Origin of the sequence: Sphingobacterium lactis, from assembly GCF_011046555.1 — a bacterium.
GTDB classification, from domain to species: domain Bacteria; phylum Bacteroidota; class Bacteroidia; order Sphingobacteriales; family Sphingobacteriaceae; genus Sphingobacterium; species Sphingobacterium lactis.
Genome location: NZ_CP049246.1, coordinates 376,305 through 392,177, shown reverse-complemented (window position 1 = coordinate 392,177; position 15,873 = coordinate 376,305). Strand labels below are relative to the sequence as shown.

Here is a 15,873-nt window from a genome sequence, read left to right as displayed (position 1 = left end):
GCAATGAGCAATACAAAATATATACTTGGTAGTTTTGCTGATCCTGATGAAATGATGCACGGGATCGATAAGTTGCAAGCAAATAATATTAGCATTTTCGATTGTTTCACACCGATGCCTATCCACGGGATTGAGGCGAAGCTAGGGGTGAAGCCATCACGATTACCGATTGCAGCCTTTATTTTTGGTGCGTTAGGTACGACATTAGGATTCAGTTTATTGTTCTACACCATGTCTTATGACTGGCCGATGAACATCGGTGGTAAACCATCTATGCCATTACCGAACTTTGTGCCGGTAACTTTCGAGGTGACCATCTTATTATGTGCATTGGGTATGGTTGCAACGTTTTTCTTCCGTAACCACTTGTTCCCAGGACGTGCACCGCGCGTTATGGACCTAAGAGCTACGGACGACCGTTTCATCATCGCAATCGATGCTCAAGAGAATACTGACCATGCGTTGATCGATAATTTATTGAAAGATGCCGGAGCAGTAGAAGTTAAATACAATGAAAGAAAATATGTTAGCTATGAATAAGAAGAATTTTCTTGGAACTGTATGTGCAGCTGTCGCATTGACAGCGGTTGTATCTGCTTGCGGGGATGGTACTACACGCAGTGCTGGTTGGGAATTCTCGCGTAATATGTATGATCCGATTGCTTTCAATCCGGATCAGCCAAACGATAACTTTACTAATAAAATTACTGCACAAACGCCACCACAAGGTTCCAATCCAATCGGATTCGAGCGTTTTGAATACGGAAACTCGGTAGAGGAGTACGAACGTGCCGGTCTTGAGTTGAAGAACCCTCTAGCGATGACTGAGGTGAACTTGAAACAAGGTGAGGCATTGTTCCAAACCTACTGTTCGGTATGTCATGGTAAAGAAGGTGCTGGTGATGGTACGATCACGAAAGATAGATCCGTTGAGGATTCTCGCGGAAAACGTGCGTTGGAGAATTTCCCTCCGCCGCCATCTTTCCATCAATCGGCTGGAACACCATCCTCAAGAGGTGGACAGATGTCTCAACTTCCTGATGGAAAAATCTTCCACACCATTACTTATGGATATAACGCGATGGGTTCACATGCCTCTCAACTTACTCCAGAGGAGCGTTGGAAAGTGGTAATGTTTGTTCATGAATTACAAAAAAAATAATCTAACATCGATATTATAAATGGGAACTCACAATCATCATAACGATTATAATTTCAGCGAGCAATTTCAATTCTCAGGTATCGCCAAGGTCTTGAGTTTAGTTGCGATCGTTGTCGGGATAGCCGCAATTGCAATCGGTTTACTTTCTAGTGACCATATCATGGTTGAGCGTACATATGCCAATTTATTATTGATGGGTTATTACTTTACCTGCGTATGTGCTGCTGGCGCCTTTTTCGTTGCCCTTCAGATGGTAACTCAATCCGGTTGGTCAGCAGGCTTGATCCGTATTCCGCAAGCAATGGCTAGCGTATTGCCTATCGCATCGATCATCTTGTTGATCATTGTTGCGCTAGGACTTACTACACACAATTTATACCACCACTGGCACGCTGAAGGATTGACAGATCCGAACAGCCCGAACTATGATAAACTGGTTGCCGGTAAAGCTGCATTCTTGAATGTACCTGGATTCTTGATCCGTCAGATCTTGTTCATGGGTACTTACAGCATCTTTGCTTTCATCCTTGCGAAAATATCATACAACGAAGACCTTGCAGGTGGCTTGAACTCCTACAAGAAAAGCTTCAAGCTTTCGGCGATCTTCTTGGTAATCTTTGGTTTCACTACACCAATCTGGTCATTCGATACCATCATGTCCCTAGAGGCACACTGGTTCTCCACCATGTTCGGTTGGTACAACTTCGCAGCAATGTGGGTTAGTGGTATCGCCGCGATCATCATCATCTTGGTATTGGTGAAGAAAGCTGGATACATGGCTTGGGTTAATGAAAACCACTTGCATGACTTAGGTAAGTTGTTATTTGGTTTCTCTATTTTCTGGACGTATGTATGGTTCGCTCAATTTATGTTGATCTACTATTCAAACATTCCAGAGGAGACCGTTTATTTCTACAAACGTTGGGAACCGGAATACAAACCTTGGTTTTGGTTGAGCATTATTATTAACTTTGTGGCGCCATTGCTATTGTTGGTAGACCGCGATGCAAAACGTAAGCAAAACGTGATGTTATTCGTAGCTATCTTGTTATTGGCAGGTCACTGGTTAGATTACTACATCATGGTCATGCCAGGTACAGTTGAGTCTCACAGAGGATTTGGCTTTATCGAGATCGGTACAGCAATAGGATTTGTTGGTTTATTCACTTTCTTGGTTCTTTCGAAATTAAGCAAGCATGCGCTAGCACCGAAAAACCACCCATTCTTGGATGAAAGTTTACACCACCAAATTTAATAGAGATTAAGTTGAAATAACGTTCAAACGTGTTATAAGAGATGAAGTTTAAATTACATAACAGATTTAAGTCCTTATTAGGAGGCTTATTAGCTATTAACCTATTCTTTGCCGCTCCTGCAATGGCTTCCATCCAGGACCAGGCAGCTGATACGGCTACGGTTGAGCAAGCTGCTCCTGCGGCAACGGATACCGCTGCTGCTGACTCAGCTGTTACTGCCCCTGCAGATTCTGCGGCTGCTCCTGCAGCAACCGATTCGGCAAGCGTATCGGCATCAAGCACTTCCGGAAGCACTACTGCAGCTGCTCCAGCGAAAGAAGAAAAGAAAATTGACCCACAGGTTTACAAAAACCTCACTTACTACATCCTACTTTTCTTGGTAGTATGTACTGTATTTGCCGTAATCGGAAAAGTACACTCCATTTATGTGTTGACAAAACGTGTAAACGGTAAATACAACCCATTGGCAAACAATAACGTGCAAGCGGTATTATTGCTTGTCTTTTTAGTGGTATTCCTAGGATTCGTTTACTACGGTTATGCCGTTTGGGGTGACTGGTCTTGGCGTCCAGCTGCGACCGAACATGGTAAGGACATCGATAGAATGTTTATCATCACCACCGTGATCATTACGATCGTATTGGTATTGGTACACATCCTATTATTAGGTTTCTCTTTCCTATACAGAATGCGCGCAAAACGTACGGCGTACTTCTACCCACACAATGATGCTATCGAGCGTTTATGGACGATTGTACCTGCTGTCGTATTGACTATCTTGGTATTGTTCGGTTTCTTTACATGGCGTTCAATCACCAACATTCCTGAAGAGCTTAAGAAATCTGCCCTGCAGATCGAAGTATTGGGTGAGCAGTTCCAATGGACCGTTCGTTACCCAGGATCTGACGGTGAGTTCGGAAAACGTAACTACAAGTTGACGACTCCATTGAACTCTTACGGTATCGACTTCAACGATAAAACAGCATGGGACGACATCAAAGGTGAAGAGATCGTAATTCCGGTTAACAAACCTGTTCGTTTCCACATCTTGTCAAAAGATATTATTCACTCTTTCTATATTCCTGATTTCCGTGTGCAAATCAACGCGGTACCGGGTATGACGAACTATTTCCAGTTTACTCCAACCATCACGACCGATGAAATGCGCGATAAGATGAATGATCCGCAATATAATTTCGTGATGTTGTGTGCAAAAATCTGTGGTGAATCTCACTACAACATGCAGAAAAATGTACGCGTAGTTACTGAAGCTGAATACAAAGAGTGGTTAAGTAAACAAGGTAAATTCTTTACAGAGGATCTTCAGAAAGAGTTCGCTCAGACAGAAGGTGAAAACACTGCAAAGGATAATCGTATCGCAGCTTCTTTAAATTAATATAACAGAGAATTTATAATAGCATATGTCAACTACAGTTATATCGCACGACGCAGCTCATCACGGCTCACATGACCATCATCATGAGACGTTCTTGACGAAGTATGTCTTCAGTCAGGATCACAAGATGATTGCTAAGCAATTCTTGATCACTGGTATCATTATGGCAGTATTTGCCATGATCCTTTCGATCTTATTCCGTATTCAATTAGCATGGCCTGATGCTGAATTTCCAATCTTAGAGGTTTTCTTAGGAAAATGGGCTGAGGGAGGACGTATCAGACCTGACTTCTTCCTATCATTGGTAACCATTCACGGTACCATGATGGTATTCTTCGTATTAACAGCGGGTCTTTCCGGTACGTTCAGTAACCTATTGATCCCTTACCAACTTGGTGCACGTGATATGGCATCGCCGTTGATGAACATGTTATCTTACTGGTTCTTCTTTACGGCGTGTGTGATCATGGTTGCTTCTTTCTTCGTGGAAAGTGGACCGGCATCAGCAGGTTGGACCATCTACCCACCATTGTCGGCAGTACCTAAAGCGATCTCTGGATCAGGATTGGGTATGACACTTTGGTTAATCAGTATGGCTTTGTTTATCGCTTCTCAGGTATTGGGTGGTGTAAACTATATTTCTACCGTGTTGAACATGCGTACCAAAGGTATGGAGTTATGGAAAATGCCTCTTACAATCTGGGCGTTCTTCTTAACAGCTATCGTAGGTCTATTGTCATTCCCGGTATTGGTATCAGCGGTAGTGTTGTTATTCTTTGACCGTTCCGTAGGTACTTCCTTCTATTTATCAGACTTAGTTGTTGGTGGTACAATCCTTCCGAACGAAGGTGGTTCACCGATCTTATTCCAACACTTATTCTGGTTCTTAGGTCACCCAGAGGTATATATCGTAGTTATGCCTGCATTAGGTTTAACTTCCGAAGTTATCTCAACCAACTCGCGCAAGCCGATCTTCGGTTACCACGCGATGGTTTATTCCCTAGTGGGTATTACGGTATTGTCCTTTATCGTATGGGGTCACCACATGTTCGTAACGGGTATGAGTCCTTTCTTAGGAGGGGTGTTCATGATTACCACGTTAATCATTGCGGTTCCATCAGCTGTTAAGGCCTTCAACTATATTGCAACATTATGGAGAGGTAACATCCGTTTCACTCCAGCGATGATGTTCGCAATCGGTATGGTATCCTTCTTCGTATCCGGTGGTCTTACCGGTCTTTACTTAGGTAATGCGGCATTGGATATCAACTTACACGACACGTATTTCGTAGTTGCTCACTTCCACTTGGTAATGGGTTCTGCTTCGATCTTCGGTATGTTGTGTGGTGTTTACCACTGGTACCCTAAAATGTTCGGCCGTATGATGGATGAGCGCTTGGGTTACTTCCACTTCTGGTTGACATTCATCGGTGCGTACCTGGTATTCTTCCCAATGCACTTTATGGGTATTGATGGTGTGCCACGTCGTTACTACGCATTTACAGCATTCCCTTTCATGGAGAAATGGGTATCTGTTAACTTATTGATCACTTGGGCAGCGATTATCTCTGCAATTGGTCAGGTAGCTTTCTTGTGGAACTTCTTCGCATCGATCTGGTGTGGAAAGCGTGCTCCGCAAAACCCTTGGAATTCCAATACTTTGGAGTGGACTACTCCGGTAGAACATATTCACGGAAACTGGCCAGGAGAGATCCCTACAGTTTACCGTTGGCCTTACGATTACAGTAAGCCAGGTCACGATACAGACTTCATCCCTCAGGATGTTCCATTGTCCCAGACAATGAGCTCCAACCTGATCCACGATTGGGAAGGTAATGAAGCAGGTATTGAGGCACAACGCGCCTACAATCGTGAGCATAACAGAGAAGAAGAAGGGTAAGGGCTTACCCTTACCTCTCTTTATATAACAATTTGTAAAAGGAGAGATCGATGTATCCAGCAGCTGAAAAGCGTTTTATACGGATAAATAAGATCACCATTCTCGTTCTTTTTTTAGTAATAACGGCAGGTGGTATCGTTCGGAGTACAGGTTCAGGAATGGGCTGTCCGGACTGGCCAAAATGTTTCAACAGGATTATCCCGCCAACAGATGTTTCGCAATTGCCCCCGGGTTATGAAGAGCATTATGTGGAGGGAAGAATCAAGAAGAATGAACGGTTTGCCAAGATGATCGAAGCCTTTGGCTACGCGCATCTTGCCGACCAGATTCGTCATGATGAATCCATCCTCGTTCATGAGGAGTTCAATGCCGCGAAAACTTGGACGGAATACGTGAATCGTTTGACTGGTGTAGTTGCCGGTTTTTGTATGCTATTTGCAGCAATCTTTTCTTTCACCTATTGGAAAAAGAAAAAGTCCATAGCAATATGGAGCGTTCTTAATCTTATTGTCGTTGTGATACAAGCCTGGTTGGGTTCAATCGTTGTATCCACGAACCTGACTCCCTGGGTCATCACCATTCATATGCTTTTGGCATTGGTGATTGTATGTATAGCCATCCAGACGTATTTTTGGGCTATCACCCTGAGAGACAATACCCTCTTAAAGAATACCGATAAAGGTTTCACGTGGATATCCGTAGCGTCAATCGTTATTTTGGTCATCCAAGTGGTCTATGGAACGGAGGTTCGGGAAGCAATTGATCACCTCAATCAGCAACAAATTCAACGGGTAAACTGGATAGATTCTTTAGGCATGCCCTATTATATCCACCGTGCTTTGGCTTATGTAACTTTGGCCTTGACGTTCTTCCTCTATTTCAAGTTGAGATCATCAAATTTGGCCACAGGTATTCAGTTCAAGTACGCGAAGTTAACGTTGGTGTTGGTTTGTCTTCAAATGTTAACAGGGATTATTTTAGCACGGTTACATGTTCCCGCCGTTGCACAAACGGCACATCTTGTCCTAGCCAGTCTTTTGGTCGGATCACAGTATTATCTACTGTTGCTCCTCAACAAGCCAAAAGTGAATGCTACGCAGCATGTGTAGGGAAATATTTTGATTATGAAGGAGTTTATTTCAGATTTTAACAAACTTGTTAAACTGCGTCTTACACTGACGGTGGTGTTTTCCGCTTCCATTGCTTTTTTGATTGGAGCGAAACAACAAGGTGACATCATGTGGTTTAACTGGGCATTGTTAACATTGGGAGGATTCTTGGTGACGGGTGCCGCAAATGGTTTCAACGAGATCATTGAACGCGACCTGGATAAGCTGATGAAGCGTACGATGGATCGCCCACTACCTGCCGGAAGAATGACAACGGGACAAGCATTGATCCTGAGTCTTTTCATGGGTATTGCCGGCACACTCGTATTGGTTCGTTTGAACTTCCTAGCGGGTTTGCTTTCGGTGTTCTCCATCTTCCTGTATGCATTTGTTTACACTCCCTTGAAACAGAAATCGCCGATTGCGGTTTGGGTAGGCGCTATTCCTGGTGCCTTGCCACCCCTGATCGGATATTATGCAGCATTTAAATCCATGGGTTTTGGATTGGAATATGCAGCAGTTTCGGAGCAGGCAATCGTGATTACCCCATTCGTTCTGTTCGCCATCCAATTCTTCTGGCAGTTCCCGCATTTCTGGGCGATTGCATGGGTTTCGGATGATGATTACAAACGTGCAGGATTTAGGTTGCTGCCAACGACACGAAAGGATAAATTATCAGCCTGGTTTATTTTCGTAAGCTGTGTGTTGATGATTCCTATAGGATTCTTACCGATGTACTACGGTATCGGAGGTTGGGTATTCACGGGGCTGTCCCTATTGGGCGCACTGCTGTTTACTTGGTATGGCTTCCAACATCTGCAAAAGATGGAAATCAGTACCGCAAAGAAGATAATGTTTACTTCTTTCGCGTATTTACCAATAACCCAGTTGGTGTTATTGCTAGATTTTATACCTTTTAAATAACATGGATTTACAGATAACAATGAATAACCAAGAGTTGTTGAACGAAGAATTGATCAAATCACGCAAAGCCAAGAAATTTAATCTGTGGTTGGGCATGATTGGTATGTTCATGATGTTCGCAGCCTTGACAAGTGGTTTTATTGTATATACAGCCAGTGGCGTAGATAAAGGGATCAAAACCATTCTTCCTACGGCTTTCATGTACAGTACGGCCGTTATCGTGATTAGTAGCTTGACCATTCACTTGTCCTTCAATGCTGTGAAAGCGAATCAAATTGCCAAGCAGAAGATCTTTCTCTTGATAACGATCGTTTTGGGGATTGTATTCTTCTATCTGCAGACACAGGCGTGGTCGGTTCTATTCAACCGAAACATTACGTTTGTGAACAGTAATGCTTCCCAGTCGTTCATTTATGTGTTCACGGGAATGCACTTGGCCCACATCATTGCCGGAGTATTGGTGTTGGTACGTTGTTATATCGGCGTGATGCGTAACATTCGCTTGGACAATAACATCTTCCGGATGGAACTTGCCACGATCTTCTGGCATTTTCTAGATCTATTATGGATATATATTTATGTTTTCTTACTTTTGAATCAATAACAGTAAACAATGAGTACAACAGTATCGCAATTGGATAAGGTAAAAGAAGGACCTTGGAGCGGAGGTAAATCACCTTGGAACTTAGAGTATGGAAAGATCATGATGTGGTTTTTCTTGGTGTCAGATGCATTTACATTCTCTGCATTCTTGATTTATTATGGTGCTCAGAAATTTGCACAGCCTACTTGGATCGATGCGGATAAGATCTTCCAATCTATCCCAGGTATCGCAGAATCAGGACAACCATTGGTTTTCGTAGGTATCATGACCTTTATTTTGATTATGTCGTCCGTAACGATGGTACTTGCCGTTGAAGCTGGACACCGTAATTCAAAGCAGGAAGTCGTGAAATGGATGTTATGGACCATCTTGGGCGGTTTGATGTTCTTGGGCTGTCAGGCTATTGAATGGAACCACTTACACCACCAAGGATTCTGGTTCGGACGTAACCCAGCAACGGGATTGACCGATCAGAACGCCATTGTGGAAGCGCTACAACCTTATTTCACCAAAGACATTTCTTACACAGCTGCATTGCAGTTCTCTAACTTGTTCTTTACCATCACCGGTTTCCACGGATTCCACGTATCCATCGGGGTATTATTGAATATCATCGTGCTTTGCATGACCCTGAACAATACATTCGAAAGAAGAGGAACCTACTTGATGATTGAGAAAGTTGGTCTTTACTGGCACTTTGTCGATTTAGTTTGGGTATTCGTATTTACCTTCTTCTACTTAATCTAATCTTTGTAAGAACATTTTAATTACACACGAACATGAGCAATCACGAACATACAGCAGGTCACGACGCACACGCGCATGGCGAAGGAATGGATAAAAAACGTATCTGGTCCGTATTCTTTGTATTATTAGCTTTAACAGCACTTGAGTTCTTAATCGCCTTGGGATTTGTTCACCACTGGGGAATCCTACAGAAAGGAATGTTGGTCAATGTGATCTATATCGCGCTTACTTTGGTAAAAGCATATTACATTGTTGCCTTCTTTATGCACCTTAAGTTTGAGAAATCTGGATTTATTATAACCTGTAGTATAGTATTCCTATTTATTATCTACTTTATCGTATTATTATTGATTGAAGGTGGTCACTTAAATGATTCATTCACTCATCAACCGATTTTCCCTCACAAATAAGCTGATTCGTAATGAGTAAAAATACTCGTTCAAGAAATATATCAAAATTAATAATCCTGGCACTTGTACTTTTCGTGCCAGGATTTTTATATATAATGGTCAATAAAATGGGCTCCAATGAGTACGTTAAATTGCCCGTATTCGGTGAGAAGAGTCTCTCCGGAAAGATGAACCGTGTAATGGGTCGTGAAATTCCCGATACCGTTTTCCATCAACTCAAGCCTATCGAATTTCAGAATTACGATGGGAAACCCATTACCTTTCTTGGAAATGATACTAGCATCTACGTCGCTCACCTGTTCTATACCAAGGACGAGGGGCTTTCCAAACAATTGATGCAAGATATGAGTACCATCGCCAACCGATTCAAGGCGAATCCGCAGGTGGAGCTGTTTTCCATTTCCGTGGATCCGCACGATGGTCCCAAGGAGTTGCAGGAATTCATCAAGCCTTTTGCTGAAAGCATGAACCCGCATTGGGACGTTGTCAGCAAACCTAGCGTAGATATCTTTTCCTACGCAAGGGAATCCATGCTGATCGAAGCCATGCCTGTAGTAGGGGATAGCAATAAATTTGTGATCAGCAATCAACTGGTCCTTATCGACTCCAAGAAACGCATCCGTGGCTTATATGACATCAGTCTGCGCACGGAAGTTGACCGCTTGGAAGATGAAATCAAAGTACAGTTAGTAGAAGAATTTAGAAATAAGCCAATAAAAGTAGAGAGGAAGTAATCATGGCGATGACTGAAGAAGAAAAAAAGTATAAAGGGATTATCTGGGCCTTATCCATTATTATTCCTTTAGCGGTAGCCGCACTTTTTGGTATCAACCTGCCGAAAATGGGGTATGATGTGAAACCTTTAAGCTTTTTGCCCCCAATCTATGCAACCATCAATGGACTGACTGCCGTTTGTCTGTTTGTTGCAGTTTCTGCCATTAAACGTGGGAATGTAAAATTGCACGAGAACCTGATCAAATTATGTATGGTCTTCTCGTCTTTGTTCCTGCTGATGTACGTGGCATACCACATGACCTCCCAGTCCACTTCATTTGGTGGAGAAGGTGCGATTCGGTATGTGTATTATTTCATTCTCGTGACGCACATCATTTTGTCCGTGGTCATTATCCCATTCGTATTGTTTACTTTTGTAAGAGGCATTGCGGGCGCCTACGAACGTCATAAGAAACTTGCTCGGATCACCTATCCGATGTGGTTATATGTCGCTGTAACCGGCGTGATTGTCTATTTGATGATCTCCCCGTATTACGCCCATTAATCAAGAAGAGCTATGAAGAAAGTATGGATTTATCAGGCTGATCGTTTCCTTACGCAGCCAGAATATGAGGAAGCTTCCACACGCCTGCAGGATTTCATCCAGGAATGGACCGCGCATGGGAGTCAACTGGCGGGAAAGGCAGAAATTAAGTATAACCTGTTCATTATCCTGACCGTAGATGAGGAAGTTGCCCAAGTAACGGGTTGTTCCATTGATAAATCTGTTCGCGTATTGAAGGAATTGGAAGAGTCCCTGAATATTGGCTTCTTCAACCGCACCTTGATCCCTTATCGGGATGTTGAAGGGAATATTCAGCTTGTATCCCGTGATGTATTCGAAGAACTTTGCAAGCAAGGGGAAGTACATCAAGATACCATTGTATTCAATAACCTCGCGCAGACTGAATCTGAATACCAACAGCATTGGGAAGTACCTTTCAAGGACAGTTGGCACGCCACGGTCTTTAAATAGGGAACCTGAAGAGAATTAATTTTTACAGCACATACGAAGCGGCTTTATAGCCGCTTTTTTTGGCTACCTGCTTTTGTTGATCTTTTGGCTTTGTTACGTGTTGGGGGAAGTATGTTATTTAATATTTCCAGAAGAGTTTGAAAAACAGTCAATTTTTGACTTAAATCGTTATTTCAACAGTATAAGTTTAGTTACAGAGGAATTATAAACGCAAGTATTTTGTACGTAATTTATACGTACATTTGTGTAATTTATTCAGATTGCGTAACTTCAAGTAAATCAAGAAGAAGAACTGAAATAAACAATCAATTCATTTAGAAAACAAGAATTAATTAATAAAAACAAGGATATGGCAACTCCAATTAATGACAGAATTGATGTTCGAATTAGCAAAGAACAGAAGGAGTTGATTAAGTTTGCGAGCGAATTGAAAGGATTTAAAAGTCTTACTGAATTTGTTGTTTTTTGTATAAACAATGAAGCAAATAGGATAATCATTGAAAACAACCAGATTTTAAAAAGTATAGAGGATAAAAAGGTTTTTTTGAATGCACTATTAAATCCACCAAAACCGAATAACAAACTTAAAAAGGCTCAATTAAATTATTTGAAATTTATTGAATCAAATGGACCTAAGAATAGTACCACTTGAAAAAAAATACAATAAATTGAAGTTCACCTGTGGGTATGAACTTTTAGACAATTACATTAAAAGGCTAGCTAAGCAAGATGTAAACCGTGATCTATCTGCTTGTTTTGTGCTAGTGGATGATAATGATATTGTAAAAGGTTATTATACACTATCTGCAAATTCTATAAAAAGAGAAGAATTTTTAGATGATTTAGTCAAAAAACTTCCACCAAGTTATGCTGAACTTCCAACCATTCTATTAGGTCGATTGGCCATTGACAAATCTATACAAGGGATGGGATATGGAGAAATGATTTTATTGGATGCCTTAAATCGTAGTTTAGTTATATCGGAAAGTTTGGGTTCAATCGCTGTCGTAGTTGATCCAATTGATGATTTCGCAAAAAAAATTTATTCACAATACGGATTTATTTTACTTCCAACTTCTGGGAAAATGTTTTTACCGATGAAAACTATAAAAGAAATGTAGTCCCTAAAAATGCATGCTAAATAGGTATTCTACATTTTTTAATGAACTGACGATCTGGGCTAGCGGTATCCGGAGTATCTACTCGCTAAGTCATCTCCCCCCCCAAAAAAAAGGACCTTTTCCTCTAGAAAAGATCCTTTACGATATTATGCAAGGTAAAATTCGTTATTTCTTATCGACGCTGAGTTTTCCTGGGCCCATAACGGCAAATGCCACATAAACGGCAAGGAATTCGATGGCATGCGAAGCTACAGACCATCCATCACCTTGAATCAAGTGCTTGGTTGCTGCAACAAGCATGGTCATGGCTAATAAAATGGCTGCCGGACGTGTCCACAATCCTAAAATGAGCAAAAGCGAGCCTACAGTTTCCACTAATCCTGCAGTAAAGCCAAATGCGGTCGGTAAAAAATTAATGCCCATGACCTCCATGGATTTTCCTATTGCTGTCCAACCTTCCGGTCCACCCATTAATTTTGGTAAACCATGGAACAACATCATTGTTAAACCAAAGCCGACACGGATGATCAGCAAACCTAAATCTATTTTTGAATTCTTCATTGTATGATAGTATTGTTGGTGATTATGGGACAAAGATAAACGATTTTCAAAATCCGCACCTTATCCTATATCAAGAAGTGCTGCGTTTTTCGGGGATGGATAAAAATTTAGGTGCTATTTCTATAGGAAATTGTGGGAATGCATGAAGAATACTTCAATTTGCCTTATCTTTGCAAACTAAGCTGTGATACACAGCCCATAAACATTAATTCTAGATCAAATTGGATATTTTCAGTAAACAACGTTATACCATTACATCGGCTTTGCCGTATGCCAATGGTCCTTTACATATCGGCCACCTTGCAGGTGCATACATTCCCGGTGATATTTTCGTTCGTTTCCTTCGTTTGAACAACAAAGATGTGGTCTATGTCTGCGGTTCGGATGAACATGGCGCTGCCATTACCATCAAGGCGAAGAAAGAGGGGGTAACTCCACAACAGATCATCGACACCTACAACCAGCAGATTAAGGAAAGCTTTGAGCAATTTGGGATTTCCTTCAATATCTACCACAGAACGTCCGAGCCTATCCACCACCAACTGTCACAAGAGTTCTTTTTGAACCTGTACGAGAAGGGTGAGTTCATCGAGCGCTTTTCGGAGCAATATTACGATGAGGAATACCACCAGTTCTTGGCGGATCGCTATATCGTGGGTACCTGTCCGCACTGTGGAAACGAAGGTGCTTACGGTGACCAATGTGAAAAATGTGGTACTTCCTTGAATCCTACAGATTTGATCAATCCCAAATCTACCTTGAGTGGCAAGGCACCGATTTTGAAAGAAACAAAACACTGGTACCTTCCATTGGACAAATACCAGCCTTGGTTGGAGAAATGGTTGATTGAAGGAAAAAAAGATGTCCTGAAATCCAATGTCTTCGGACAGTGCCAGTCCTGGTTGAAATCAGGCCTGCAACCACGCTCCATGACGCGCGATCTGGACTGGGGAGTAGATGTGCCATTGGATGAGGCCGTAGGTAAGAAGTTATATGTATGGCTGGATGCGCCAATCGGTTATATTTCCGCAACCAAGCAATGGGCTATCGATGCGGGTAAAAACTGGGAACACTATTGGAAAAAGCAGGATAATCCCGAAGACAACTCGACACTTATCCACTTTATCGGAAAAGATAATATTGTATTCCATTGCATCATCTTCCCTGCGATCCTGCATGCACATGGTGAATATATCCTGCCGGAAAATGTTCCCGCTAATGAATTCTTAAATCTGGAGGGAGATAAATTGTCCACTTCCAGAAATCACGCGGTGTGGTTGCATGAGTATTTGGAGGAATTCCCGGGTAAGCAGGATGAGTTACGCTATATGCTGACCTCCATTCTTCCGGAAACCTCGGACAGTGAGTTTACCTGGAAGGATTTCCAAGCACGCGTGAATAACGAACTTGTCGCTATCCTGGGGAACTTTATCAACCGTGTGATGGTGCTTTCGCACAAATATTTCGATGGTAAGGTGTTGTTGGGTTCTTCCCTAACTCCTGGCGATGAGGCCGTATTGAAGGAACTACAGGGATTCCCGGAGCAGATCAAGCAGTCGTTATCCCAATACCGTTTCCGTGAAGCCTTGGCGACATTTATGAATGCGGCACGCTTGGGTAACAAGTACCTGGCAGATGAGGAACCTTGGAAGGTGATCAAAACAGATGAAGAGCGCGTAAAAACCGTCCTTTTTGTCGCTTCCCAGATTGTGGCCAACTTGGCACTATTGGGACAGCCATTCCTGCCGTTCAGTAGCACGAAGATCTTCGAAATGCTGAATCTTTCCGCCAAAGCGTGGGACGACGCTGGCCGATCCGATCTATTGGATTCCGGACATCAATTGGGCGAAACCCAATTGCTATTCGAAAAGGTGACGGATGAGCAAGTGGAATTCCAACTGAATAAACTGGCACAGGCAAAAGCTCAGAATGCACTTGCTGCACCTAAGGCTGCGCAGAAAGCCAATGTCAACTTCGATGAATTCATGAAAATGGACATTCGTGTGGGACGCATCCTTACAGCAGAAAAAGTAGCCAAGACCAAGAAGTTGCTGAAATTGACGATAGATACCGGTATTGATAAACGCACAGTCGTTTCCGGAATCGCGGAATACTTTACCCCGGAAGAAATCGTGGGTAAACAGGTTTCCATCTTGGTCAACCTGGAACCCCGTGAAATTAAAGGAATCCAATCCCAAGGGATGATCCTGATGGCAGAAGATGCCGATGGACGCCTGGATTTCGTAAGACCATCTACAGAGATTTCCGCAGGTAGTATCGTCAGATAATGCCCGCTAATCATACCATAAGGCAGCAAGATTTTCTTGCTGCTTTTTTTATGGGTTTTCTATTTTGGACTTTTTGTCCCGCATAAAGAATGCGGCAAGTTCTCGACCCCTGCATATCAGGAAATAGGCAAAGACCAATTTGAGTATGCTTGCCCAAAAGTAGGTATGGTCGGCATTGGGCTCTGATGGACCGTTTTGAACAGCCATAATTTGTTGCACCATCCCCAATAGGAATATCGGCAGTTCAGTTCCAGCGAAATACAGCCCTAATACGGTCAGCAGGACGTGCATAAAACCAACCTTTTCTGTTGGGAAAGTAATGGATTCATCGTTGTTTAAAGTGGATTTAGGAAGAAGTTTGATAAGGTAGGACGTGCCGAAAAGCAAACTGAACCCGATGATCAAATAAAACGCTGCAAAAGCAATATTGAGCTTTAACGGAAATAGGATAGCATCGTCTACACTAAATGAATTACTCCCCATGCTGTGATAAAAGGACAATATATTTTTTAAATCATTTAAAGCATACATGATGATCCATATGCCAATACATTTAATTGCCAAATGGTACACATCTTTCTTTTTCATACGAACTTACTTTTGATTTCAAGATCTTTACGATTAAAGTTAAAAGTTTTAATCATA

Annotated in this window: 18 protein-coding genes; 16 read left to right on the top strand and 2 right to left on the bottom strand. The window is 42.2% G+C overall.

Features of this window, described 5'->3' with window-relative positions:
• The first annotated feature begins 3 nt into the window (after nt 1-3).
• From G6N79_RS01750 to G6N79_RS01680, 15 genes are all read left to right on the top strand, one after another.
• Entirely contained in the window at nt 4-540 is a 537-nt protein-coding gene (locus tag G6N79_RS01750; RefSeq protein ID WP_103904890.1) for a DUF3341 domain-containing protein, read from the top strand.
• Complete coding sequence (locus G6N79_RS01745; RefSeq protein ID WP_234993133.1) at nt 524-1,162, top strand: c-type cytochrome; 639 nt, start codon at nt 524-526, stop codon at nt 1,160-1,162. Before G6N79_RS01750 ends, G6N79_RS01745 begins: the two co-directional genes overlap by 17 nt.
• A 19-nt stretch (nt 1,163-1,181) precedes the next feature.
• Nucleotides 1,182-2,417: a quinol:cytochrome C oxidoreductase gene (locus G6N79_RS01740; protein WP_103904888.1), complete on the top strand. Its 1,236-nt coding sequence runs from the start codon at nt 1,182-1,184 to the stop codon at nt 2,415-2,417.
• 41 nt (nt 2,418-2,458) lie between these two features.
• Entirely contained in the window at nt 2,459-3,814 is a 1,356-nt protein-coding gene (locus G6N79_RS01735; protein WP_103904887.1) for a cytochrome c oxidase subunit II, read from the top strand.
• 25 nt (nt 3,815-3,839) lie between these two features.
• Nucleotides 3,840-5,714: a cytochrome c oxidase subunit I gene (locus G6N79_RS01730; protein WP_394341692.1), complete on the top strand. Its 1,875-nt coding sequence runs from the start codon at nt 3,840-3,842 to the stop codon at nt 5,712-5,714.
• Between the two features lie 50 nt (nt 5,715-5,764).
• Nucleotides 5,765-6,823: a COX15/CtaA family protein gene (locus G6N79_RS01725; RefSeq protein ID WP_103904885.1), complete on the top strand. Its 1,059-nt coding sequence runs from the start codon at nt 5,765-5,767 to the stop codon at nt 6,821-6,823.
• Between the two features lie 15 nt (nt 6,824-6,838).
• A complete protein-coding gene (cyoE, locus tag G6N79_RS01720; RefSeq protein WP_103904884.1) occupies nt 6,839-7,747 on the top strand; it encodes a heme o synthase in 909 nt (302 codons plus the stop codon).
• A 1-nt stretch (nt 7,748) separates the two neighbouring features.
• Nucleotides 7,749-8,351 carry a cytochrome c oxidase subunit 3 gene (locus tag G6N79_RS01715; protein ID WP_103904883.1) on the top strand — a complete coding sequence of 201 codons (603 nt, stop codon included), beginning with the start codon at nt 7,749-7,751 and terminating at the stop codon, nt 8,349-8,351.
• Between the two features lie 9 nt (nt 8,352-8,360).
• Nucleotides 8,361-9,098, top strand: coding sequence for a cytochrome c oxidase subunit 3 (locus tag G6N79_RS01710; protein ID WP_103904882.1), 738 nt, complete (start codon nt 8,361-8,363; stop codon nt 9,096-9,098).
• A gap of 32 nt (nt 9,099-9,130) precedes the next feature.
• A complete protein-coding gene (locus tag G6N79_RS01705; protein ID WP_103904881.1) occupies nt 9,131-9,508 on the top strand; it encodes a cytochrome C oxidase subunit IV family protein in 378 nt (125 codons plus the stop codon).
• Nucleotides 9,509-9,603: 95 nt separating this feature from the next.
• Nucleotides 9,604-10,242 carry an SCO family protein gene (locus G6N79_RS01700; protein WP_234993132.1) on the top strand — a complete coding sequence of 213 codons (639 nt, stop codon included), beginning with the start codon at nt 9,604-9,606 and terminating at the stop codon, nt 10,240-10,242.
• 8 nt (nt 10,243-10,250) lie between these two features.
• Nucleotides 10,251-10,787, top strand: coding sequence for a DUF420 domain-containing protein (locus tag G6N79_RS01695; RefSeq protein ID WP_234993131.1), 537 nt, complete (start codon nt 10,251-10,253; stop codon nt 10,785-10,787).
• A gap of 12 nt (nt 10,788-10,799) precedes the next feature.
• Nucleotides 10,800-11,258 (top strand): ABC transporter ATPase, encoded by a 459-nt coding sequence (locus G6N79_RS01690; RefSeq protein WP_103904878.1) that lies wholly within the window; start codon nt 10,800-10,802, stop codon nt 11,256-11,258.
• A 349-nt stretch (nt 11,259-11,607) separates the two neighbouring features.
• Complete coding sequence (locus G6N79_RS01685; protein ID WP_103904877.1) at nt 11,608-11,910, top strand: type II toxin-antitoxin system TacA family antitoxin; 303 nt, start codon at nt 11,608-11,610, stop codon at nt 11,908-11,910.
• Nucleotides 11,885-12,379 carry a GNAT family N-acetyltransferase gene (locus G6N79_RS01680; protein WP_103904876.1) on the top strand — a complete coding sequence of 165 codons (495 nt, stop codon included), beginning with the start codon at nt 11,885-11,887 and terminating at the stop codon, nt 12,377-12,379. The genes G6N79_RS01685 and G6N79_RS01680 overlap by 26 nt, the downstream gene beginning before the upstream one ends.
• 165 nt (nt 12,380-12,544) lie before the next feature.
• Here the strand turns inward: G6N79_RS01680 and G6N79_RS01675 are convergent, their stop codons facing one another.
• A complete protein-coding gene (locus tag G6N79_RS01675) occupies nt 12,545-12,940 on the bottom strand; it encodes a DoxX family protein (RefSeq protein ID WP_103904875.1) in 396 nt (131 codons plus the stop codon).
• Nucleotides 12,941-13,161: 221 nt separating this feature from the next.
• On the opposite strand from G6N79_RS01675, the gene metG reads away from it, so the two are divergent.
• The gene (gene metG / locus G6N79_RS01670; RefSeq protein ID WP_103904874.1) at nt 13,162-15,228 is read left to right on the top strand and encodes a methionine--tRNA ligase; all 2,067 of its coding nucleotides are present in this window, start codon (nt 13,162-13,164) and stop codon (nt 15,226-15,228) included.
• Between the two features lie 48 nt (nt 15,229-15,276).
• Here metG and G6N79_RS01665 read toward each other — a convergent pair whose 3' ends face one another.
• Nucleotides 15,277-15,816: a hypothetical protein gene (locus G6N79_RS01665; RefSeq protein ID WP_103904873.1), complete on the bottom strand. Its 540-nt coding sequence runs from the start codon at nt 15,814-15,816 to the stop codon at nt 15,277-15,279.
• Between the last annotated feature and the right edge of the window lie 57 nt (nt 15,817-15,873).